Raw genomic sequence first — 21,381 nt, forward strand, 5'->3', positions numbered from 1 at the left:
GCGATGAGGGTGGTGAGTCAGGCCGCGAGTGTACGCCTGCTCTAAACGCAACGAACCCACCAAAATAGGTGGGTTCGTCAGCAGTCTGAAACCCCCGCGCTTGCGGGGGTTTTTGCGTTTAACGGCCTGAGTCCGGCCATTCGATGGCTTTTTCCTGGCCGCCGGGCAGCACCTGCCAAAAGCGGTCTGGGTCGTCGCCAGGGTGCCAGCCCCCCAGCGAACAGCGGACTTCCACCTGCAGCGCTTCAGCGGCGTGCTGGGCGCACTCCTGGTCGGTGTGCCACGGGGTGTGACCGCTATCGAACCAGAGGCTGGCAAAACCATCCGCGGCGTTATCCACCAGCAGCACCGGGACGCTATCGCCCTGATACTGGCCACGGGTTTTCCACTTGCCTTTTCCTGCTGGGCTAAGGGGCGGTGCACTCAGCACGTCAGCCAGCCAGGCGTTAATGTCATCCAGCGTAACCCGCGCCAGATACACTTCGATATCCGGAAACCGCTCCATCATACGCTTACCTCGTCGGTGGTCAGTAGCGCTTGAAGGGTTGCTTCGTAGATGCGGCTCAGCGCATCCAAATCGCTAGCGCGCACGCGCTCGTTCACCTTGTGAATGGTGTCGTTCAGCGGGCCAAGCTCTACCACCTGAGCGCCCAGAGTGGCAATAAAACGGCCATCCGAGGTGCCGCCGCTGGTAGAAAGCGCTGGGCGTTCGCCAGTCACGGCTTCCACGCCACGAATCGCCGCCTCCACTAGCTCACCTTCGGCCGTCAGGAACGGTTCGCCATTCAGCGTCCAGTCGATGTGATACTCAAGGCCGTGCTGATCCAGAATTGCCTCGGTGCGCGACTTTAATTCGTCATGGGTGACTTCGGTGGAGTAGCGGAAGTTGAACACCACCTCCACGTCGCCAGGAATGACGTTAGTCGCCCCTGTACCGGCACGCAGATTAGATATCTGAAAACTGGTCGCAGGGAAAAAGTCGTTGCCTGCATCCCAGTGCTCGTTGACGAGCGCATCCAGGGCGGGCATCGCTTGGTGGATCGGGTTGCGCGCTAAGTGAGGGTAGGCCACATGGCCTTGAATGCCCTTAATATGCAGCACACCGCCCAAAGAGCCACGACGACCGTTTTTGATCACATCGCCTAGGCGAGCAGTAGAGGATGGCTCGCCAACGATGCAGTAATCCAGGCGGTCATTGCGCTCGCGAAGATGTTCTACCACCGCACGGGTGCCGTCGATGGCCGGGCCTTCCTCATCGGAGGTAATCAAAAACGCAATGCGGCCGTCATGATCAGGATAGCGGGCGACAAAGCGCTCCACTGCCGTCAGCATCGCTGCCAGGCTGCCTTTCATGTCCGCCGCGCCGCGCCCGCAGAGCATGCCTTGGTCGTCGATGCAGGGCTCGAAAGGCGGAAATTCCCAGTTAGTGTGTGGCCCGCTGGGCACCACGTCGGTGTGCCCCGCAAACGCCAGCACCGGGCCGTGGTGACCACGAACCGCCCAAAAATTCTTCACATCGCCAAACGGTAGCTGCTCGATATGGAAACCGAGCGCCGTTAAGCGCTCGATCATCAGGTCCTGGCAGCCTTCATCGTCGGGGGTCACCGACGCCCGGCCAAGCAGCTCAAAGGCCAGCTTCAGCGTAGGCGACAGTGAGGCAGGCTCAGTTATGGGCATGCAGCGCCTCGTTCAGCGCAATGGCGCTTTTATTGGTCAGGCACTCGATGCGTCCATTTTGTGAGTTGCGGCGCAGCAGCAGGTCGTCTTGGCCCGCCAGCTCGCGGGCGGCAACGGTGTTCACTTCCTGGCCTTGGTCATCCAGCAGCGTCACTTTGGAGCCTGCGGTGATGTAGAGGCCGGCCTCCACGGTGCAACGGTCGCCCAGCGGAATACCGATACCGGCATTGGCACCAATCAGGCAGCCTTCGCCCACTTTGATGATGATGTTGCCGCCACCCGAGAGTGTGCCCATGGTGGAGCAGCCGCCGCCCAGGTCAGAACCTTTGCCGACCATAACGCCTGCGGAAATGCGCCCTTCGATCATGCCGGGGCCTTCGGTGCCCGCGTTGAAGTTGACGAACCCTTCATGCATCACCGTGGTGCCTTCGCCCAGGTAAGCGCCCAGGCGCACGCGCGCGGTGTCGCCGATGCGGATGCCGGTGGGCACCACGTAGTCGGTCATTTTGGGGAATTTGTCCACGCAGTCGACTGACAGCGTACGGCCAGCGAGGCGCGCCTTCAGGCGGCGCGTGGGCAGCTCTTCGATATCGATTGCGCCTTCGTTGGTCCAGGCGATGTTACGCAGCAGGCCGAACATACCGGTCAGGTCCAGGCCGTGAGGCTTCACTAAGCGATGCGACAGCAGGTGCAGCTTCAGGTACACCTCAGGTGCGGTTTGCGGCGGCTGGTCGCTCTCCAGGAACATCGCCACCAGCGGGCGCTGGCTAGTGGCCAGCGACTCGGCCAGAGCGGCCTGCTCGGAGTGGCCTGCCGCTTCCAGCGCCTTGGCCAAGCGGGTGCAGTCTTCCGGTAAGAAGCTCACCGGGGCATTGCCCGCCGGTGCATCCAGGGCCTCTTTGGCAGCGGCGACCAGGCTCGCGTCCGGATTGAGCAGCGGGGCCGGGTAGTAGATTTCCAGCCAGTCGCCCTGGGTGTTTTGGGTGCCGATTCCAAGCGCGAAGCTCAGCATAACGCGTATTCCTTAGAGGTTAGTGAGAGAAATTGAGTGAGAGAAAGCGAGTCAGGGTTAGCCGCTTAGCTTGTCATAGTCGCCATCGCGGTAGCCGATCTGAATGGAGCCGTCGTCGAGCTCCAGCAGCGGCCGTTTCAGTAGCGTTGGGTAGGTGAGCAGCAGCTGGCGCGCCGAGTTGGCATCGTAATCTTTCTCTTCGTCAGAAAGATCGCGCCACGTTTTGCTGCGTTTGTTGATCACCTCAACCAACGGTACGCGATTCAAGATGTGCTCAAGCAGCGCCGCAGAAAGGCCATCTTTACGCAGGTCGTGGGTTTTATACATCAGCGCTTTGTCGTCCAGCGCTTTACGCGCTTTACGGCAGGTGTCGCAGTTATGAATCATGTAGAGCGTTAGCATAGAGCCTCCTTTCGTCGTCTTAAGCGGCGCGGCGCGTTAGCCGCGCTCGACCAGTTGGCGAAGGCGCTTGGCCGCTTCTAAGGTCGGCTCAAGCTCCGCCACTAACGCTAAGCGTAGCCGACCCGCGCCGGGGTTAAGGCCGTTTTGCCCTGGGCGACCCATCAAGCTGCCGGGCAGTACGCTCACGTGCTGTTCGCTGAATAGCCGCTGGGTAAAGGCGATATCGTCGCCACCCGGCACCGCAGGCCAGAGGTAGAAGCTCGCTTCCGGAGTGGGAAAATCCATCACCGGGGCAAGCACATCTGTCACCGCGCTGAATTTTTCGCGGTAGGCGTCGCGGTTGGCGCGCACGTGGGCTTCGTCTTGCCAAGCGGCAATGGAGGCGTGCTGTAGTGGCAGCGACATGGCGCAGCCGTGATAGGTGCGGTAGCGCTTGAACGGGGCGAGTAGGTCGGCATCACCTGCCACGAAGCCAGAGCGCAGCCCTGGTAGGTTGGAGCGCTTGGAGAGCGAGTGGAAGACCACGCAGCGGCGGTAGTCATCGCGGCCAAGCTCGGCGCAGGCCTGCAAAAGCCCTGGCGGTGGCGTGTTCTCGTCTAGGTAAAGCTCGGAGTAGCACTCATCGGAGGCGATGATAAAGTCGTGCTCGTCGGCCAGGGCAATCAGCTGTTTGAACTCGGCCAGCGGCGTGACGGCGCCGGTCGGGTTGCCCGGCGAGCAGATAAACACGATCTGCACGTCGCGCCAGGTGTCGGCGCTGACCGCTGAAAAATCGGGGCGGAAGCCGTTCTCGGCGGTGCAGTCCAGGTAGAGTGGCTCGCCGCCTGCCAGCAGAGTGGCGCCTTCGTAAATCTGGTAGAAGGGGTTGGGTACGGCCACTTTTGCGGGGCGGGTGCGGTCCAACGCGGCCTGTACAAAAGCGAAGATGGCTTCGCGAGTGCCGTTCACCGGCAGTACTTGGCGCTCGGCATCCAACCCTGCCAGTTGGAAGCGTTGGGTGGCCCAGATCGCAATCGCGTCGCGTAGGGTGGGAAGGCCGTTGGTGGCCGGGTAGCGGGCCATTTCTAGCTGGTGGACAATGAGAGCGTCCAGCGCGCCTTGATAGGGGGCATGTTGGGGTTCGCCAATGGTGAGCGGAATGTGCGTCAGTCCCGCCGGTGGCGTTAGGCTCGCTTTGAGAGCGGCCAGCTTTTCAAACGGATAGGGGTGTAGGGCGTTGAGATCAGGGTTCATGGCGCGTCCGTTGAGAGCGTAAGGGCAGGAACTGTGGGCAAAACCATTTATCGAACCGCCGATTATAGGCAAGCCCTGGTGCAGGCTCAAACCTAACCGAACAAGCAAAACAGCCAATTGCGCTTAGTGGTGCCGAGGGCAGGTTGCTGCGAGGGCGCTGTGAACCCATCCATGGGCGCTACTTTCGCCATCCATGGCGAAAGACCCTCGCTTCAACCAGCCCCCGGCATTCATAGACAGCGCGAGCTTTAAACCCCCAATACCTCAATCAGTCGTTCGCGGAGCTGCTGCTGGCGTTCGGGGTCGGTGAGCGGCTCGCCTGCTTTGGTGGTGATGAAGAAAACGTCTTCAACCCGTTCGCCTAGCGTGGCAATTTTAGCGGCTGAGAGCGAGATATCTTGCTCCATGAAAATGCGCCCTACCCGAGCCAGCAGACCGGGGCGGTCGGGGGCGGTCAGTTCCAGTAGGGTGCGTTCATTGGCCGGATCCTGCTCGATCACCACTTCGGTAGGCACTTTGAAGTGCTTGAGCTGGCGCGGCGTGTGTCGAGTGACGATTTCTGGATAGTCATCCGGGTCATCCAGCTCTTCTACCAAGTGCTGGCGCATCTCTTCAATGCGCTCTGCGTCGCGAATCGGCTGGCCGTGGCTATCCAGCACGATAAAGGTGTTGAGCGTCCAGTCGTTGTGGGAAGTAGCAATGCGGGCATCGTGGATCGAGAGTCCCAGCTGCTCCATGGCGGCAGCAGTGGCGGCGAACAGGTCATCCACCGAGCGGGTGTGGATAAACACCTTGGTGCCGCCTTCGGCCATGTCGGCGGTGGGAGCACTGATCAGCACCAACGGCAGCGGTGACGGCTGGTGCGCCAGAATGCCTTGAGTCTGCCAGACAATTTCGCTGGGTGCGTACTGCAGGAAGTAATCTTCCCCCAGCGACTCCCAGAGCTGGTCTATTTGGCCACTATCGACGCCGACTGTTTGCAGCAGCGAGCGCGCCTCAGTGCGGGTTTCGCGCACCCAGTCGTCTCGATCCGGTGGATTTTTCAGCCCGCGCCGCAGGGCGCGTTTGGTTTCCGCGTGGAGCTGGCGCAGCAGCGATGCCCGCCAGCCGTTCCACAGCGTGGGGTTGGTGGCGTTGATATCGGCAACGGTGAGCACGTAAAGGTAGTCCAGGCGGGTCTCGTCGCGCACGATCAGTGCGAAGTCGCGGATCACATCCGGGTCGCTGATATCTCGCTTTTGGGCGGTCATCGACATCAGCAGGTGATGCTCCACCAGCCAACTCACCAGGTTGGTGTCGTGCTGGGAAATATGGTGGCGATGGCAGAACTGTTCGACGTCCCGCGCGCCGATTTCTGAGTGGTCGCCACCACGCCCTTTGCCGATATCGTGGAACAGGCCGGCAATCCACAGCAGGTCCAGCTTGGGCAGCTGATGGATCAAGGCGGCTGCCACAGGGAAGTCAACCTTGGCATCCGGTTTACGGAAGCCATGAAGAAACTTCAACAGGCGCAGGGTGTGGGCATCCACCGTATAGATATGGAACAGATCGTGCTGCATCAGCCCCACCGCGCGGCCAAACTCCGGCAGGTACTTACCAAGAATGCCGTAGCGGTTCATACGCCGCAGCTGGCGGGGGACGTTACCCGGCGCGCGCATAATGGCCATAAACAGCCGCTGGTGGCGTGGGTCTTCCCGGTAGTGGTCGTCAATTTGGTGGCGGTGGTCACGAATCAGCCGAATAGTATCGGCGCGTACCCCTTCGATTTCCGGATGCTTGGCCATCAGCAGGAAGAGCTCTAGCATGGCCGCCGGGCGCTCGCGGAACAGGTTGCGGGTGCGCACCTGGATGTAGCCGCCCTTGGTTTCAAAGCGTTCGTTCAGCTTAACGGTTTCCAACGACTCCTTGCCGCGCAAAATCACTTCGTCGAAGTGCTGTAGCAGCATATCGTTGAGTCCGGCGAGAGCCGTCACGTGGCGGTAGTAGCGTTTCATGAACTGCTCGACCGCGAGCCGCTCGGGGGTATCCCTAAAGCCAAACATCTCGGCAATGGTGCGCTGGTGATCAAACAGCAGGCGGTCTTCGGCTCGGCCTGTGAGCATATGCAGGGCGTAGCGCACCTGCCAAAGAAACGCCTGGCCCTGGCTGAGAATGCGCAGCTCCGCGTCATTCATAAAGCCGTTGGCGACGATGTCGGTGTACTGCTCGGTGCCGAAATGGCGCTTAGCCACCCAGCCAATCATCTGGATATCCCGCAGGCCACCGGGGGAGCTTTTTAAGTTGGGCTCCAGGTGGTACTCGGAGTTGTTGTAGCGGTAGTGGCGAGCAATTTGCTCTTGCCACTTGGCTTCAAAAAAGCGGTCGGCGGGCCACAGGTTCGGGGTGCTCAGGCGCTCGCGCATCTTCTCACGCAGACTTTCCGGCCCGGCAATGAGGCGCGACTCCAGCAGGTTGGTAATCACTGTGACGTCTGCTTCGGCTTCCCGCTCGCAGTCGTTGAGCGAGCGAACACTGTGGCCGATTTCCAGGCCGATATCCCAGAGAAAGGTGATAAAGGCGCTGAGAGGCTCCCGGTAAGGCGTGTCGTCGTCGTGCTCAAGCAGTAAGAGCAGGTCGATATCCGAGTGGGGATGCAGTTCACCACGCCCGTAGCCGCCCACGGCCACCAGCGCAACGCCGTCATCGGGCCAGGCATGCTGGGCCCAGGCAATGGCGAGAAGCTGGTCGAGATACCACGCCCTGCCGCGTACCAAGTCGCGAATATCGCTACCGGCGCGAAAGCGTTCATCCAGGCGTGCCTGGATTTCCCGCAGCGCGGCTTTAAACGGGGCGATAGGAGAGCGCGACCCGGCAAGCTCGGTGCGAAACAGGTCTAGATCATAAAGCGACGTGTCCGGCTCGAACCGGTAGTGGTGAAGGAGCATCAGGCGTTCAGAAAGCTAAAGTCTTCGTCGCTGCGCGCAGTGAGCACGTCAACGCCGGTGTCGGTGACCAGTAGGGTGTGTTCCCACTGGGCCGAAAGGCTGCGGTCTTTGGTGACGGCGGTCCAGCCGTCGCGCAGCACTTTGGTTTTGTAGCCGCCCACGTTAATCATCGGCTCGATGGTGAAGCACATGCCCGCTTCTAGGCGGATGTCGGCATCCGGTGCATAGCCGTCGTAGTGCAGGAACTGCGGGTCTTCGTGGAAGTCCGCGCCAATGCCGTGGCCGCAGAAATCACGTACCACCGAGTAACCATGGGCTTCGGCGTGCTGCTGAATCACACGGGCAAGCTCAGAAAGACGCACGCCGGGTTTCACCAGCGCAATGCTTTTATACAGGCACTCTTGGGTGATGCGGCACAGCCGTTCGCCCTGAATGGTGTCGCCCACCACGAACATCACGCTGGAGTCGCCGTGGTAGCCATCCGGTGTGCGCACGGTGATGTCCAGGTTCATGATGTCGCCGTTTTTGAGCTTTTTGGCGTCATCGGGGATGCCGTGGCACACCACGTGGTTGATGGAGGTACAGGTTGCTTTGGGAAAGCCGTGGTAGTTCAGCGGTGCCGGTGTCGAGCCCAGCTCGTTAACAATGTACTCGTGGCACAGACGGTCGATCTCGCCAGTGCTAATGCCCGCTTTAACGTGGGGAGTGATCATTTCGATAACGCTGGCCGCCTGGCGACCGGCTTCGCGCATTTTCTCGATTTCAGAAGGCGTCTTAATAGGAACGTTCATGAATTCTCGATGTGGCTTCTGGGTAAGTGATGGGTCGCAAATGAAAATGCCGAAACGCGGCCGCGACTTCATCTTGGCAATGATCTATGGTATAAAGCCGCGCGCTTTCCTGCAATCGCCATCCAATGCTTCTATACTGGCTGGCGCTACGCGAAAGGGCAACGAGATCGCAACGCAGCACCGCTGGGTTGCACAACAGCAAGCCTTGAAAACACACATGCACCGGCACATGGTCCCGGGTGCCTTTAGCGACGTTCAACGACGCTACTGGTCGGATCCATGGGGTGCGTGGAGGCCTAACCCGAGTTTCAGGAGTTTTACCATGTCTCACGTTAATATGCGTGACCTGCTGAAAGCAGGTGCTCACTTCGGTCACCAAACCAAGTACTGGAATCCGAAGATGGGTAAATTCATCTTCGGCGCGCGCAACAAGATTCACATCATCAACCTCGAGCACACCCTGCCGGCGCTGAACGAAGCGATCGACGTGGTCGAGAAGATGGCGGCATCCAACAACAAAATTCTGTTTGTTGGCACCAAGCGCAGCGCTAGCAAGATCATCAAAGAAGAAGCGAATCGCGTTGGCCAGCCGTTCGTCAACCATCGCTGGTTGGGCGGCATGCTGACCAACTTCAAGACCATTCGTCAGTCCATCAAACGTCTGCGTGATCTGGAAGTGATGCGCGAAGACGGTACCTTCGAGAAGCTGACCAAGAAAGAAGTCTTGATGGCAACGCGTGAGCAAGAGAAGCTTGAGCGTTCTATCGGCGGTATCAAGAACATGGGCGGCCTGCCGGACGCACTGTTCGTGATTGACGTTGACCACGAGCGCATCGCGATTAACGAAGCCAACAAGCTGGGTATCCCGGTCATTGGCGTGGTAGATACCAACTCTAACCCAGATGGCGTTGATTACGTGATCCCGGGTAACGATGACTCCATCCGCGCTATCCAGATCTACGTGAAGGCGATTGCCGACGCATGTGGTCGCGCGAAAGAAGGTCGTCCGGACGAGTTCGTCGAAGTGACTGAAGAAGCCGCTTCCGCCGACACTAACGCAGCTGCCGAGTAAGGCTGCAGTGGTGCGGCGGGCAGGTTGAGCCGCATCGTGTTAAGAGGGGGCCTTATGCCCCCTTTTTCCCGCTTTGAGTTCGCTCAGGCGGGCCGATCATGCCGGATGAATGCCGGCAAGCGCTCTGCACAGTGATACGCAACGGTCATCTATCGTGCTTATACTCTGTAGCGCGTTTAACTCTCAGTTAGAACCATTTCCGAGGTGAAATCTCATGGCAGCTATCAGCGCCTCTCAGGTTAAGGAACTGCGCGAACGTACCGGTCTTGGCATGATGGAGTGTAAAAAAGCACTCACCGAAGCCGACGGTGACATCGAAGTCGCGATCGAAAACCTGCGTAAAAGCTCTGGTCTTAAAGCCGCGAAAAAAGCGGGTCGTACCGCTGCAGAAGGTGCGGTGGTTACTCGTGTAGCAGAAGATGGCAGCTACGGCGTAATGGTCGAAATCAACTCTGAAACCGATTTCGTTGCCCGTGACGACAACTTCATCGACTTCTCCAACAAGATCGCTGATGCGTTCTTTGCGGCGAAAAACGAAGACGTTGCAGCGGTGATGGCGGGTGACCTTGAGTCCGCTCGTGAGCAGCTGGTTCAGAAAATCGGCGAAAACATCGGCGTGCGTCGTGCCGTTGTCGTGAATGCCGTTGAAGGTGGTCTGGTGGGCGAATACGTTCACGGTGGCCGCATTGGCGTTCTGACCGTTCTGAAAGGCGGCACCAGCGAAGCAGCCAAAGATGTTGCGATGCACGTAGCGGCGATCAACCCGGCGGTTGCGCATCCTGAAGAGATGCCGCAAGAGCAGCTGGACAAAGAGAAGGCAATCATCCTGGCCCAGCCGGACATGGCCGGTAAGCCTGAGCAAATCGCTGAGAAGATGGTTCAAGGCCGCCTGAAGAAGTACCTGGCCGAGAACAGCCTGACCGAGCAGCCGTTTGTTAAAGACCCGAACCAGTCCGTTGCTGAGTTCGTCAAAGCAGCTGGTGGTGAAGTGGTTAGCTTCACTCGCTTTGAAGTGGGCGAAGGCATCGAGAAAGAAGAAGTCGACTTCGCTAAAGAAGTCATGGAACAGGCTGGCCGTCGCTAAGGTCAGAGGTTCCAGTAAGAAGATGGCGTGCGCGCGAGCGCACGCCTTCGTGTATCCGGCCCCTGTGAAATACAGGTGCCACCTCGCCCACCTGTGCCCAGGTCTGCCTCAGGAGAGATGCCATGTCACGTGATGTTCAAGAGTCTACCCCCACTGCTGCCCCCAAAATCGACAAGTCAAAGTCAAAATACAAGCGTATTTTGCTGAAGCTATCGGGCGAAGCGCTGATGGGTGAGCACGATTTTGGTATTGATCCGAAAGTGCTGGATCGTATGGCGCTCGAGATCGGCCAGCTGGTCGGTATTGGCGTACAGGTCGGTATTGTGATTGGTGGTGGTAACCTGTTCCGTGGTGCGGCGTTGAACGAAGCCGGCATGGATCGGGTCACGGGTGACCACATGGGAATGCTGGCAACGGTGATGAATGCCCTCGCCATGCGCGATGCTCTGGAGCGCTCTAATATTCGCTCGCGGGTGATGTCAGCGATTCCCATGAGCGGTGTGGTGGAGCACTATGACCGCCGCACTGCCATCCGTTATTTAACGTCTGGCGACGTGGTGCTGTTCTCTGCTGGCACCGGTAACCCTTTCTTTACCACCGACTCTGCTGCTTGTTTGCGCGGCATTGAAGTGGACGTAGACGTTGTCATCAAGGCCACCAAGGTGGACGGCGTGTACAATAAGGACCCGGTGAAGCACCCTGACGCCGTGAAATACGACCAGCTCTCCTATGACGACGCTCTGGATCAGAAGCTGGGCGTAATGGATTTGACCGCAATCTGCCTGGTACGTGACCATAATATGCCGGTGCGGGTATTTGATATGAACAAGCCTGGTGCCCTGCTTAACCTCGTGGTTGGAGGCAAGGAAGGCACGCTGATAGACAGAGGGTAACAACGTGATCAACGACATCAAGAAAGATGCAGAGTCTCGCATGAAGAAGAGCGTTGAGGCGCTGCACAGCAACTTCAACAAGATCCGCACGGGTCGTGCTCACCCCAGCATCCTGGATGCAGTGACCGTTGAGTATTACGGTGGCCAAGTGCCGCTGAACCAAGTGGCTTCTGTCAACGTTGAAGATGCCCGTACCCTGGCGGTGGCTCCTTGGGAGCAGTCCATGGTGGCTAAAATCGAAAAAGCGATCATGACCTCTGACTTGGGCCTCAACCCCTCAAGCGCAGGCAACGTGATTCGTGTGCCGATGCCGATGCTGACCGAAGAGACACGCAAGGGTTACATTAAGCAGGCACGTAGTGAAGCAGAAAACGCGCGCGTGGCTGTGCGTAACGTTCGTCGTGATGCTAACGGTGATTTCAAATCCTTGCTTAAGGATAAAGAAATTACCGAGGACGATCAGCGCCAGGGCGAAGACGAAATCCAGAAGCTGACCGACAAATATATCGCTGAGATCGATAAGGCACTTGCCGCAAAAGAACAGGATCTCATGCAGGTTTAGTGATTGTTGTTAACATCACTGCCTGCGTTCACTTAGCCACGGGTAGCTCAGCTGCCCGTGGGCCATCGCTTGGCTTACTTATGACTGATCTTTGGTGCGAGAACCCATGACGTCTCCGCAGCTTCCCCAAGAGCAGCCGGGCGGCACGACGCTTTCTCGATCCGAGGAAGCACTGCCGTCTCATGTTGCTATCATTATGGATGGTAACAACCGCTGGGCGCGGGCACGTGGGCTTTCGGGTGTGCGCGGCCACCGCGCCGGTGTCGAAGCCGTGAGAGCGGTGATTGAGCGTGCAACTGAGCGAGGCGTTCAAACGCTAAGCCTGTTTGCGTTCTCCAGCGAAAACTGGAAACGTCCTGCCGCTGAGGTGAATGCGCTGATGGAGCTGTTTTTGATGGCGCTTAAACGCGAAGTCAAAAAACTTAATGAGCGCAATATCCGTCTGTCGATTATTGGCGAACAGCGTGGCTTTTCCCACGCGATTCAAAAGCATATTCAGCGCGCCGAAGCGCTGACCGCCGAGAACACGGGCATGCATCTGGTGATTGCCGCGAACTACGGCGGCCAGTGGGACATCGCCCGCGCCGCGCGCCAGCTCGCCGAGCAGGTGGCTGCCGGAGAGCTGGCGCCCGAGGCCATCGATGAAGCGCGCTTTGATGCGGCCATGAATACTGACCAGGTGCCGCCGGTGGATCTGTGTATTCGTACCAGCGGCGAGCAGCGGCTCTCGAACTTTATGTTATGGCAGCTGGCCTATGCCGAGCTGCACTTTTCGCCCTTGTTATGGCCAGATTTTGATGGGGCGGCCTTCGACAAAGCGCTCGATGATTTCTGCTTACGACGTCGCCGTTTTGGCATGACCGACGAACAAATAGAGGCGCAAGGTGCTTAAACAGCGGATGATCACCGCAGCCTGGTTAGCTCCTGTCACGCTAATTGGTCTGTTTGGATTACAGGGAGGTGCCTTTGCGCTGTTTACAGCGCTGATCGTGCTGTTAGGTACCTGGGAATGGACCAACTTGGCGGGCGTTATCGTCTCGCGCACGCGCCTAGCGCTGGTGGCCGGTATGGCGGTGCTCATGGCCCTGCTGTGGCTGAGCGGCGCTGCCTTTGCAGTTTGGCCGTTGTGGCTGGCCGCCGCTGGCTGGTTGCTGAACCTCTACTGGGTGACGCACTACCCGGAAAGCAGTCAGCAGTGGCAAGCCACTTCACGTCGTCTACTCATGGGCGTTTGGGTGCTGCTGCCGTGCTGGGTGGGTTTTAACGTGCTGCGTGATAGCGGGGCGGTGTGGCTGCTGTTTGTGATGCTGCTGGTATGGACGGCAGACATTGGCGCCTACTTTGCTGGTCGCCGCTGGGGTAAGCGCAAATTAGCCCCGCGGGTTAGTCCAGGCAAGTCCTGGGAGGGCGTGTATGGGGGGCTTGCTGCCACGATGCTGCTAGCCCTGCTGTTTGCCCTTTGGCAGCCCCTTGGAGCGATGGGGGGCGTGGCGCTGATCGTGATTACCGCAGTGGTGACGCTGACTTCAGTGCTTGGCGACCTGTTTGAAAGTATGTTGAAACGCTACCGTAATATTAAAGACTCCAGCCAGCTGCTGCCAGGTCATGGTGGTGTGCTGGACCGTATCGATAGTCTCACCGCGGCCATCCCCATCTTTGCGCTGTTGTATCTGCAGGTACTGTCACTTCAGGTGAGCGCGCTATGAGTCACGTCTCGGTTCAGTTGGTCACTGTGCTCGGTGCCACCGGCTCCATCGGTAAAAGCACCTTGGATGTCATCGCGCGCCATCCGGAGCGTTACCGCGTCTATGCCCTAACGGCGCATACCTCAAAAGAGGCGCTGCTTGACCAGTGTAAAGCGCACTCTCCCCGGTTTGCCGTGTTGGATGACGACGCCGATGCCCAGTGGTTGCAGCAAGCGCTCCGCCAAGCAGGCTCCAACACCGTGGCGCTGGCGGGGCAGGAAGCGCTGTGCGAGGTCGCCCAAGCGCCTGAGGTCGACACCGTGATGGCGGCGATCGTCGGGGCGGCAGGCCTGTTGCCGTCGCTGGCGGCAGCCGAAGCCGGTAAGCGCGTGCTATTGGCCAATAAGGAGGCCCTGGTGATGAGCGGGGCGCTGTTTATGGATGCCGTGGCACGCTCCGGGGCGACGCTGTTGCCGATCGATTCTGAACATAATGCCATCTACCAGTGTCTACCCAGCGAGCATCGCGGCGGATTAGCCAAACACGGCGTGCGTCAGCTGCTTCTAACCGCATCGGGCGGGCCGTTTCGCGGCTGGTCGGCTGCCGATATTGCTAACGTAACACCAGAGCAGGCCTGCGCTCATCCTAACTGGTCCATGGGACGTAAAATCTCCGTAGATAGCGCCACGCTGATGAATAAAGGACTCGAATTAATCGAAGCGTGCTGGCTGTTTGATGCCACCCCCGAGCAGATTCAGGTCGTTGTTCACCCGCAAAGCGTGATCCACTCTATGGCAGCCTATGACGACGGTTCCGTGATTGCTCAGTTGGGTAATCCCGATATGCGCACACCGATTGCCTATGGGCTTGCTTGGCCAGAGCGCATTGATGCCGGCGTGGAAACGCTAGATCTGTTCCAAGTCGCGCGGCTCGATTTTGAAGCCCCAGATGAAACACGCTTTCCCTGCCTGCGACTAGCCCGAGAGGCGATGCAGGCAGGTGGGGCCGCTCCGGCGGTGCTTAACGCTGCTAATGAAGTTGCTGTTGAGGCATTTTTAGCGGAGAACATCGCGTTTGGTGCGATTCCGGACGTTGTCGCGAAGGTGATGGCCCTGCCGTATCCCGGTCAGGCGGATTCACTTGAACGCGTGCTTGCTGCGGACCGCTGGGCTCGAGAGCAAGCCGCGCACACCATACGCCAGTTAACCGCTTAGCCTCAGCTATTTTTGAGCAGCGTGTCGTGCAAAGGAGCAAAAAGTGGGCCTGATACAGAATATCTTAGCCGTCATCGTGGTGCTGGGGCTGCTGGTGACCTTTCACGAGTTTGGTCACTTTTGGGTTGCACGCCGCTGCGGCGTCAAGGTGTTGCGCTTCTCCGTAGGGTTTGGCGAGCCGCTGTGGTCAACAATTGATCGCCATGGCACCGAGTTCGCTGTGGCGGCCATTCCGCTGGGCGGCTACGTCAAAATGCTCGACGAGCGTGAAGCGCCGGTACCGGAAGAGCAGCTAGACCAAGCGTTTAATCGTAAAACCGTTTGGCAACGTATTGCTATTGTTGCCGCGGGTCCCATCGCCAATTTCCTGCTGGCTATTGTGGCCTACTGGGCGCTGTTTGTGGCGGGTACAACCACCGTAGCGCCAGTAGTTGGTGATATTACGCCTAACTCCCCAGCCGCAGAGGCAGGGTTGGAGCAGGGGAGTGAAATTACCGCAATTCAGGGCGATGCGATGCGCTCCTGGGAAGAGATCAATTTAAAACTGGTCTCCATGATTGGCTTCAGCGGTGATTTAACCATTGAGGTAGTGCCGGAAGGCGCTAGTGTCACCCGCAGCTATCAACTGCCGCTTAACAACTACATGGTTCGCCAGGATCCGCCACAGCCGCTGCAGAGCCTTGGCTTCTCGCCTTGGCGACCCGATGTGCCCGCCGTGCTTGGTCAAGTAGTGGATGGGCAAGCCGCCGCTGAAGCCGGGCTTCAAGCAGGGGATCGCATCGTCGCCCTTAACGGTGAGCCCATTAATGACTGGATGCAGTTTGTCGCGGTGATCCGCGATAGCGCAGGCGAGACACTGAGCGTTGGTTATCAGCGTAATGGCGAAGCAGGAACGCTTTCGCTCACGCCAAGACGTAATACGCTGGAGAGTGGTGCCGAGGTTGGGTACATTGGAGCTGGCGCGGAGCCATTTAGCTGGCCAGAAACGCTGCAACGGGAAATTCGTTACGGGCCGATTGAAGCGGTTGGACAAGCGCTGTCGCGCACTGGTGAAATGGTGCTGCTGACGGTCGACGCCATTCGCAAAATGTTAGTGGGGTTAATTTCGCCCTCTAACCTATCGGGGCCGATCACGATTGCGCAAATTTCCGGAGACTCTGCGCGTGCTGGGGTAGAAGCCTTTGTTGGTTTTTTAGCGTATCTTTCGATTAGTTTAGGTGTGCTGAATTTGCTGCCCATTCCCGTGCTCGACGGCGGTCATTTGCTTTACTATTTTGTCGAGGTCGTACGTGGGCGGCCGGTATCTGAGCAGACACAAGCGATAGGGCTGCGCATCGGACTTGCCATGGTTGGCACCCTGATGCTGATGGCGCTCTATTTTGATTTGATGCGCCTGTGGTAATAACGCGTGTAGCGCGCAGGATGCCTTGTCATCTGCCTGCACAAATGTATATGGTGCCTGTCTTAACCGACAGGCAGACCAACGCGAGCGAACTGACTGCATGAAAATCAAGACCCTTGGAATGGCGGCACTCTTGCTGGTAGGCGCCAGCGGCGCCCAAGCACAATCCTTTGATGTTTCAGACATTCGTGTGGAAGGACTGCAGCGGGTTTCCGCCGCCTCGGTCTTTAATGCGTTTCCCGTCAGCGCTAATGACCGCGTGGACGAGCAGCAGCTAGCCGCTGCCGCCCGCGATCTGTTCGCTACCGGACTGTTTGAAGATGTCTCGCTGGCCCGGGAGGGCGACGTGCTGGTGATCCAAGTGGTCGAGCGGCCAACCATCGCGCGCTTGAACATCGAAGGCAACGACCAGATTTCGGACGAAGACCTGCGCAACGGCCTGCGTGAGTCGGGCCTGTCGGAAGGTCAGGTACTGCAACTCTCTACCCTTGACGAGATTGAGCGCGAGCTTGAGGGCGTGTATCAGGCTCAGGGTCGCTACAGCGCTGGCATTAATGTTGAGGTGGAAGAGATTGATGAGGGCCGTGTCCAGGTCAACATCGATATCAATGAAGGTGAAGTCGCCAAGATCCGCCAGATCAATATCGTCGGTAACCAGGATTTCGACGATGAAACCCTGCGTGAAGTGTTCGAGCTAAACGACCGCCCTGGCCGTATCTTCGGCTGGTTCTCGAAAGATGAGTACTCCCGAGAAGCGCTCTCTGGTGATATCGAACGCCTACGCTCGTTCTATCTTGACCGTGGCTACGTCAACTTTGATGTTACTTCCACGCAAGTCTCTATCGGCCCTGAAAAGTCAGAAATCTTTATCACCCTGAATATTGATGAAGGCAACCAGTATCGCGTGGGCGATATTCGTTTCGCTGGCGACCTTCAAATCAGCGAGAACGAAGCTCGTAATCTGCTGGAAATCAGCAGTGGTGATATTTTCTCTCGCGGAGAGGTGAACGCCTCCACAGAAGCATTGCGCCAGCGTTTAGGCGCCGAGGGCTTTGCCTTTGCCGATGTGCAGGGTGTCCCTGAAATGGCCGATGACGGTGAAACCGTCGATTTGGTCATTGCCGTTAATCCCGGCCAGCGGGCCTATGTTCGCCGCATCGAGTTCTACGGCAATACCACGACACAGGATGAAGTACTGCGTCGGGAAATGATTCAGCTAGAGGGCGCGCCCGCCTCCACCGAGTCTATTACCCAGTCGCGTCAGCGTTTGGAGCGGTTAGGCTTCTTCAGCCAGGTGGAAGTCGATACCCAGCCGGTTCCGGGTGAGCCGGATATGCTGGATGTGACCTATACCGTTGAGGAGCAGCCCTCTGGCTCGGTCTCAGCCAGCGTCGGTTTCTCTCAAAGTGCCGGGGTGATTTATGGGGTAGGTCTAGCCCAGAATAACTTCCTGGGTACTGGTAATCGTGTCAACGTTGGTGCCCAGCGCAGTGACACCTTTACCAGTGTCAACTTTGCCTTTACCGACCCTTACTGGACGCTAGATGGTATTTCCCGCGGATATAACCTGTTTTACCGGGAAACCGACTATGCCGACTCGGATATCTCGACCTTCTCTACCGATGCTTACGGTGCAGGTATCAACTTAGGCTACCCCATCAGCGAGCTGTCTCGCCTGAATTTTGGTGCCAGCGTTGAAGATGTGACGGTGAAAACCTACTTTGACACCGCCTCTGAGATTCGCCGCTATGTAGAAGACCAAGGTGAGAATGCGCAGAGTCTCAAGCTATCTGCTAGCTGGACGCGCAACAACCTGAACCGTGGCATTATGCCCACCGCCGGTAACTACCAGCGCGTATCGCTTGAAACCGGCGTGCCAGGCAGCGATGCGGAGTACTACAAGCTTCAGGCCCGTGCTCAGCAGCTATTCCCGATTAACGATGATGAAACCTGGGCGCTGAAGTTTAGCGGTAACTTAGGCTATGCCGACACCCTAGGCAGTAACGATCCTTATCCGTTCTATGAGAACTTCTACGCGGGTGGTTTAGGCTCGGTGCGTGGCTTTACCTCTAACACTTTGGGCGAGCGAACCACCCCTGCCCGCGAGGGTGGTCGTGACCGGACGATGGGCGGTAACGTTCTGGTAGAAGGTTCTGCGGAAGTGCTCTTCCCCATGCCGTTTGTGGAAAACCAACGCTCGGTTCAGCCCTCGCTGTTCCTAGATGCGGGTAATACCTTCTTAAGCTCGTGCTACGACGTGCTGGAAGCAGACGCGGATCGTCAGCAGTGCAGCTCAGGCGTTGACTTTGGTGACTTGCGCTACAGTGTCGGTGTCGGTCTCTCTTGGCTGACGCCAGTTGGCCCGCTGACCTTCAGCGTGGCTGAGCCGCTGAACGACGAAAGTGGTGACGATACGCAGTTCTTCCAGTTCTCGCTGGGTCAAACGTTCTAATTTAAGGAGTATCACAATGATGCGTAAACTGACCGCCGCTGTGTGCCTGTTTGGGGCGATGACTCTACCTGCCTATGCTGCCGAAGTGGCCGTGTTGGATTGGCGCGCTGCGTTGATGAATACCCAGTCGGCTCAGTCATCACTGAGCCAGTTGGAAGGACAAATTGGTAGCCAGCAGCGCGAAGCCGAAGCGTTGGGCGGCGAGCTGCAGCAACTGCAAACCCGCCTGCAGCAGGAAGGGGAGACTATGTCCCAGTCCGAGCGCGAATCGCTGATTGCCGAGCTTCAGCAGAAAGGCGGCCGCTTCGAACAGTTGCGCCGTGAAGTGCTACAGGCCCAGCAGACCTCAGAGCAACAGTTCCTAGAAGGGGCTGAAGCTAAGCTGGAACAGGCGGTAGAGCAGGTGTTAGAACGTCATAATATCCACGTGTTGGTTGAGCCTCAGGGCGTGCTGCACTCCTCGACGGACCTGCCCAACGTGACGAACGAAGTCACTCAGATTTTTGATTCGCTGAACTAATTTAATGATTACTGGTGCGGCTTAGCCGCACCACTGCTTCCTTGGGCTCTCATGACGCACGCTTCTCATCACCTCACCCTTGCGGATATCGCACGTCACCTGGACGTTGATTTCGAGGGCGACGCCGACCAGCCAATTCGTGGTTTGGCAACGCTCAAGGAAGCAGCGCCAGACCAAGTCGCATTTTTAGCCAACCGTGCGTACTTAAAAGATCTCGCTACCACCAAAGCGGCAGCGGTACTGCTGCATCCAGAGCACGGCAAGAACTGCCCCGTGCCGCGCCTAGAGATGGATAACCCCTACTTGGGCTACGCCAAGCTCTCCCAGCTATTTGATCCGCTGCCAGCGCGGGATGTACCGGGTATTCACCCCTCTGCAGTAGTCGCAGAGGGCGTGACGCTTGGGGCCGAGGTTTGCGTCCAAGCTAATGCGGTGATTGAGTCAGGCGTTGTCCTGGGCGACCGTGTAGTGGTTGGCGCCGGTAGCGTGATTGGCGCTGACTGTGTCATCGGTGACGACACGCGGCTGCATGCCAATGTCACCGTTTGCCACGGTGTGGTCGTGGGCAAGCGAGTGATTTTGCACAGCGGCTGTGTGATTGGTGGTGATGGCTTTGGGTTTGCCCATGATGGTGCGGGCTGGCACAAAATTGCTCAGCTTGGCGGCGTGGTGCTAGGTGATGATGTCGAAGTGGGCAGCTGCTCCAGTATTGACCGAGGCGCGTTAGGTGACACCGTCATTGGCAACGATGTCAAAATCGACAGCCAAGTGCAGATTGCCCACAACGTTACCATTGGGGACCACAGCGCGTTAGCAGGCTGTGTAGGGATTGCAGGCTCCACCAAAGTGGGCAAACACTGCATGTTGGGCGGTGGTGTGGGCCTATCTGGTCATCTCACCATTTGTGATGGCGTTCAGGTCACCGGCATGAGCCTAGTGACCAACTCAATTCATGAGCCGGGGGTTTATTCTTCGGGGACCGGGGCCATGAGCAACACCCAATGGCGTAAAAATGCGGTGCGCTTTAAACAGCTTGATGATATTGCCAAACGGTTGGCGCGGCTGGAAAAAAGCCAGCGCGACGGGTAAGGCGTCGGGTTGAGAAGGAAAGAATTACCGGGCAGATGGCTTGAGGCTTAATAGCAGCAGGTTATAATCCACTGCCTTTTTACCAGCAGGAATGCTGGTACGCGCCTGATACTGCTCAGGCCTTTTGTCATTTTAGAGGTCGTTACGATGGTTATGGATATCAACGAAATTCGCGAATACTTGCCCCACCGCTATCCATTTTTACTGGTGGATCGAGTCACGCAGTTAACCGTGGGCGAAACCATCGTTGCGTATAAAAACGTTAGCATCAACGAGCCGTTTTTCAATGGCCACTTTCCTCATCACCCGATTATGCCCGGGGTACTGGTTGTTGAAGCGCTGGCTCAGGTATGCGGTATTCTAGGCTTTAAAACGGTCAATAAGTTGCCCGCTGATGGCTATGTGTATTATCTCGTTGGCAGCGACAACGTGCGTTTTAAGCGCCCGGTCATGCCTGGCGATCAATTAACGCTTGAAGCGAATGTGATTCGCGGTAAACGCGGTATTTGGAAGTTTGCCTGCCGTGCCACGGTTGACGGCGAGCTGGCCTGCGAAGCGGAAATCATTTGTGCCGAGAGGAAGGTGGCTTGATACATCCTACTGCATTGGTCGACCCAGCGGCACAGCTTGCTGACGACGTTGAGGTCGGTCCGTTTAGCGTGATTGGACCAGATGTCACGATTGGCGCTGGCTCTGTCATTGGCCCCCATGTGGTGGTGAAAGGCCCCACGGTGCTAGGCGAGCGCACGCGTATTTTTCAGTTTGCCTCGGTGGGCGAAGATTGCCAGGACAAAAAGTACGCGGGCGAGCCAACGCGGCTGGTGATGGGTGACGATAACGTCATTCGTGAAGGGGTGACCCTCCATCGCGGCACTGTTCAGGATCGCAGCGAAACCACCATCGGTTCACGTAATCTGTTTATGGCCTACGTGCATGTAGGGCATGACTGTGTGATTGGCAATGACTGCATTTTAGCGAACCAAGTCACGCTGGCAGGCCATGTCACCCTAGGTGATCACGCTATTTTGGGCGGCCTGGCGGCAGTGCATCAGTTCTGTCACTTTGGCGATCACGCCATGGCGGGCGGCGGTTCGATTATCACTAAAGACACTCCTGCCTATGTGATGATTAACGGCAACCCGGCGGAAGCCCGTGGGCTTAACCTCGTGGGGTTGAAGCGCCGAGGGTTTAGCCGCGAAGCGATTGCTGCACTCAGCACAGCCTACAAGCTGGTTTATCGTCAAGGCTTAACCGTCGAGCAGGCAGTGAGCGAAATGCGTAATCGCTTTGATTTGCCTGAAGTGGCCCTGTTCGCTGACTCCATCGAGCGTTCAACACGCGGTATCGTTCGCTAATACTCATCTAACCG

At 57.8% G+C, this 21,381-nt stretch carries 20 protein-coding genes; 13 read left to right on the plus strand and 7 right to left on the minus strand.

Annotated elements, in window-relative coordinates; genetic code table 11:
• Positions 1–118: 118 nt before the first annotated feature.
• From ACIGG6_RS15385 to map, 7 genes are all read right to left on the minus strand, one after another.
• Positions 119–508 carry a hypothetical protein gene (locus ACIGG6_RS15385; RefSeq protein WP_044629731.1) on the minus strand — a complete coding sequence of 130 codons (390 nt, stop codon included), beginning with the start codon at positions 506–508 and terminating at the stop codon, positions 119–121.
• On the minus strand, positions 505–1,677 hold the full coding sequence (gene dapE / locus ACIGG6_RS15390; protein ID WP_399845558.1) for a succinyl-diaminopimelate desuccinylase: 1,173 nt from the start codon (positions 1,675–1,677) through the stop codon (positions 505–507). The genes ACIGG6_RS15385 and dapE overlap by 4 nt, the downstream gene beginning before the upstream one ends.
• A complete protein-coding gene (gene dapD / locus ACIGG6_RS15395; RefSeq protein WP_044629729.1) occupies positions 1,664–2,689 on the minus strand; it encodes a 2,3,4,5-tetrahydropyridine-2,6-dicarboxylate N-succinyltransferase in 1,026 nt (341 codons plus the stop codon). Before dapD ends, dapE begins: the two co-directional genes overlap by 14 nt.
• Positions 2,690–2,746: 57 nt before the next feature.
• The gene (locus tag ACIGG6_RS15400) at positions 2,747–3,091 is read right to left on the minus strand and encodes a Spx/MgsR family RNA polymerase-binding regulatory protein (RefSeq protein WP_399845560.1); all 345 of its coding nucleotides are present in this window, start codon (positions 3,089–3,091) and stop codon (positions 2,747–2,749) included.
• Between the two features lie 36 nt (positions 3,092–3,127).
• Positions 3,128–4,324 carry a succinyldiaminopimelate transaminase gene (gene dapC / locus ACIGG6_RS15405; RefSeq protein WP_399845562.1) on the minus strand — a complete coding sequence of 399 codons (1,197 nt, stop codon included), beginning with the start codon at positions 4,322–4,324 and terminating at the stop codon, positions 3,128–3,130.
• A gap of 248 nt (positions 4,325–4,572) precedes the next feature.
• Entirely contained in the window at positions 4,573–7,248 is a 2,676-nt protein-coding gene (locus ACIGG6_RS15410) for a [protein-PII] uridylyltransferase (RefSeq protein ID WP_399845563.1), read from the minus strand.
• Positions 7,248–8,039, minus strand: a complete 792-nt coding sequence (gene map, locus ACIGG6_RS15415) for a type I methionyl aminopeptidase (protein ID WP_062360004.1) — start codon at positions 8,037–8,039, stop codon at positions 7,248–7,250. The genes ACIGG6_RS15410 and map overlap by 1 nt, the downstream gene beginning before the upstream one ends.
• Before the next feature lie 322 nt (positions 8,040–8,361).
• On the opposite strand from map, the gene rpsB reads away from it, so the two are divergent.
• From rpsB to lpxA, 13 genes are all read left to right on the plus strand, one after another.
• Positions 8,362–9,111, plus strand: a complete 750-nt coding sequence (rpsB, locus tag ACIGG6_RS15420; RefSeq protein ID WP_253505744.1) for a 30S ribosomal protein S2 — start codon at positions 8,362–8,364, stop codon at positions 9,109–9,111.
• A 214-nt stretch (positions 9,112–9,325) separates the two neighbouring features.
• Positions 9,326–10,195, plus strand: coding sequence for a translation elongation factor Ts (gene tsf, locus ACIGG6_RS15425; RefSeq protein ID WP_253505742.1), 870 nt, complete (start codon positions 9,326–9,328; stop codon positions 10,193–10,195).
• Between the two features lie 122 nt (positions 10,196–10,317).
• The gene (gene pyrH / locus ACIGG6_RS15430; RefSeq protein WP_253505740.1) at positions 10,318–11,088 is read left to right on the plus strand and encodes a UMP kinase; all 771 of its coding nucleotides are present in this window, start codon (positions 10,318–10,320) and stop codon (positions 11,086–11,088) included.
• 4 nt (positions 11,089–11,092) lie between these two features.
• Positions 11,093–11,650 carry a ribosome recycling factor gene (gene frr, locus ACIGG6_RS15435; protein WP_044629720.1) on the plus strand — a complete coding sequence of 186 codons (558 nt, stop codon included), beginning with the start codon at positions 11,093–11,095 and terminating at the stop codon, positions 11,648–11,650.
• Between the two features lie 106 nt (positions 11,651–11,756).
• Entirely contained in the window at positions 11,757–12,542 is a 786-nt protein-coding gene (uppS, locus tag ACIGG6_RS15440; RefSeq protein WP_399845565.1) for a polyprenyl diphosphate synthase, read from the plus strand.
• Positions 12,535–13,356 carry a phosphatidate cytidylyltransferase gene (locus ACIGG6_RS15445; RefSeq protein ID WP_399845567.1) on the plus strand — a complete coding sequence of 274 codons (822 nt, stop codon included), beginning with the start codon at positions 12,535–12,537 and terminating at the stop codon, positions 13,354–13,356. Before uppS ends, ACIGG6_RS15445 begins: the two co-directional genes overlap by 8 nt.
• Positions 13,353–14,549: a 1-deoxy-D-xylulose-5-phosphate reductoisomerase gene (gene ispC / locus ACIGG6_RS15450; protein WP_399845570.1), complete on the plus strand. Its 1,197-nt coding sequence runs from the start codon at positions 13,353–13,355 to the stop codon at positions 14,547–14,549. Before ACIGG6_RS15445 ends, ispC begins: the two co-directional genes overlap by 4 nt.
• A 43-nt stretch (positions 14,550–14,592) precedes the next feature.
• Positions 14,593–15,951: an RIP metalloprotease RseP gene (rseP, locus tag ACIGG6_RS15455; RefSeq protein WP_399845572.1), complete on the plus strand. Its 1,359-nt coding sequence runs from the start codon at positions 14,593–14,595 to the stop codon at positions 15,949–15,951.
• A gap of 100 nt (positions 15,952–16,051) precedes the next feature.
• On the plus strand, positions 16,052–18,403 hold the full coding sequence (gene bamA, locus ACIGG6_RS15460) for an outer membrane protein assembly factor BamA (RefSeq protein ID WP_399845574.1): 2,352 nt from the start codon (positions 16,052–16,054) through the stop codon (positions 18,401–18,403).
• A gap of 19 nt (positions 18,404–18,422) precedes the next feature.
• Positions 18,423–18,923: an OmpH family outer membrane protein gene (locus tag ACIGG6_RS15465; protein ID WP_399845659.1), complete on the plus strand. Its 501-nt coding sequence runs from the start codon at positions 18,423–18,425 to the stop codon at positions 18,921–18,923.
• A 51-nt stretch (positions 18,924–18,974) separates the two neighbouring features.
• Complete coding sequence (lpxD, locus tag ACIGG6_RS15470) at positions 18,975–20,012, plus strand: UDP-3-O-(3-hydroxymyristoyl)glucosamine N-acyltransferase (RefSeq protein ID WP_253502391.1); 1,038 nt, start codon at positions 18,975–18,977, stop codon at positions 20,010–20,012.
• Between the two features lie 147 nt (positions 20,013–20,159).
• Positions 20,160–20,603, plus strand: a complete 444-nt coding sequence (gene fabZ / locus ACIGG6_RS15475) for a 3-hydroxyacyl-ACP dehydratase FabZ (RefSeq protein WP_044629712.1) — start codon at positions 20,160–20,162, stop codon at positions 20,601–20,603.
• A complete protein-coding gene (gene lpxA / locus ACIGG6_RS15480; RefSeq protein ID WP_058579686.1) occupies positions 20,600–21,367 on the plus strand; it encodes an acyl-ACP--UDP-N-acetylglucosamine O-acyltransferase in 768 nt (255 codons plus the stop codon). Before fabZ ends, lpxA begins: the two co-directional genes overlap by 4 nt.
• Positions 21,368–21,381 lie beyond the last annotated feature (14 nt).

Source organism: Vreelandella lionensis (assembly GCF_044543515.1).
GTDB classification, from domain to species: Bacteria; Pseudomonadota; Gammaproteobacteria; order Pseudomonadales; family Halomonadaceae; genus Vreelandella; species Vreelandella lionensis.

Bases quoted from the DNA above. Each gene is read 5' to 3' on its own strand.
- dapC (WP_399845562.1), bottom strand. From the start codon at position 4,324: ATGAACCCTGATCTCAACGCCCTACACCCCTATCCGTTTGAAAAGCTG.
- ACIGG6_RS15385 (WP_044629731.1), bottom strand. From the start codon at position 508: ATGATGGAGCGGTTTCCGGATATCGAAGTGTATCTGGCGCGGGTTACG.
- ACIGG6_RS15410 (WP_399845563.1), bottom strand. From the start codon at position 7,248: ATGCTCCTTCACCACTACCGGTTCGAGCCGGACACGTCGCTTTATGAT.
- pyrH (WP_253505740.1), top strand. From the start codon at position 10,318: ATGTCACGTGATGTTCAAGAGTCTACCCCCACTGCTGCCCCCAAAATC.
- uppS (WP_399845565.1), top strand. From the start codon at position 11,757: ATGACGTCTCCGCAGCTTCCCCAAGAGCAGCCGGGCGGCACGACGCTT.
- bamA (WP_399845574.1), top strand. From the start codon at position 16,052: ATGAAAATCAAGACCCTTGGAATGGCGGCACTCTTGCTGGTAGGCGCC.
- rpsB (WP_253505744.1), top strand. From the start codon at position 8,362: ATGTCTCACGTTAATATGCGTGACCTGCTGAAAGCAGGTGCTCACTTC.
- dapE (WP_399845558.1), bottom strand. From the start codon at position 1,677: ATGCCCATAACTGAGCCTGCCTCACTGTCGCCTACGCTGAAGCTGGCC.
- ispC (WP_399845570.1), top strand. From the start codon at position 13,353: ATGAGTCACGTCTCGGTTCAGTTGGTCACTGTGCTCGGTGCCACCGGC.
- ACIGG6_RS15465 (WP_399845659.1), top strand. From the start codon at position 18,423: ATGCGTAAACTGACCGCCGCTGTGTGCCTGTTTGGGGCGATGACTCTA.
- lpxD (WP_253502391.1), top strand. From the start codon at position 18,975: ATGACGCACGCTTCTCATCACCTCACCCTTGCGGATATCGCACGTCAC.
- dapD (WP_044629729.1), bottom strand. From the start codon at position 2,689: ATGCTGAGCTTCGCGCTTGGAATCGGCACCCAAAACACCCAGGGCGAC.
- tsf (WP_253505742.1), top strand. From the start codon at position 9,326: ATGGCAGCTATCAGCGCCTCTCAGGTTAAGGAACTGCGCGAACGTACC.
- ACIGG6_RS15400 (WP_399845560.1), bottom strand. From the start codon at position 3,091: ATGCTAACGCTCTACATGATTCATAACTGCGACACCTGCCGTAAAGCG.
- fabZ (WP_044629712.1), top strand. From the start codon at position 20,160: ATGGTTATGGATATCAACGAAATTCGCGAATACTTGCCCCACCGCTAT.
- map (WP_062360004.1), bottom strand. From the start codon at position 8,039: ATGAACGTTCCTATTAAGACGCCTTCTGAAATCGAGAAAATGCGCGAA.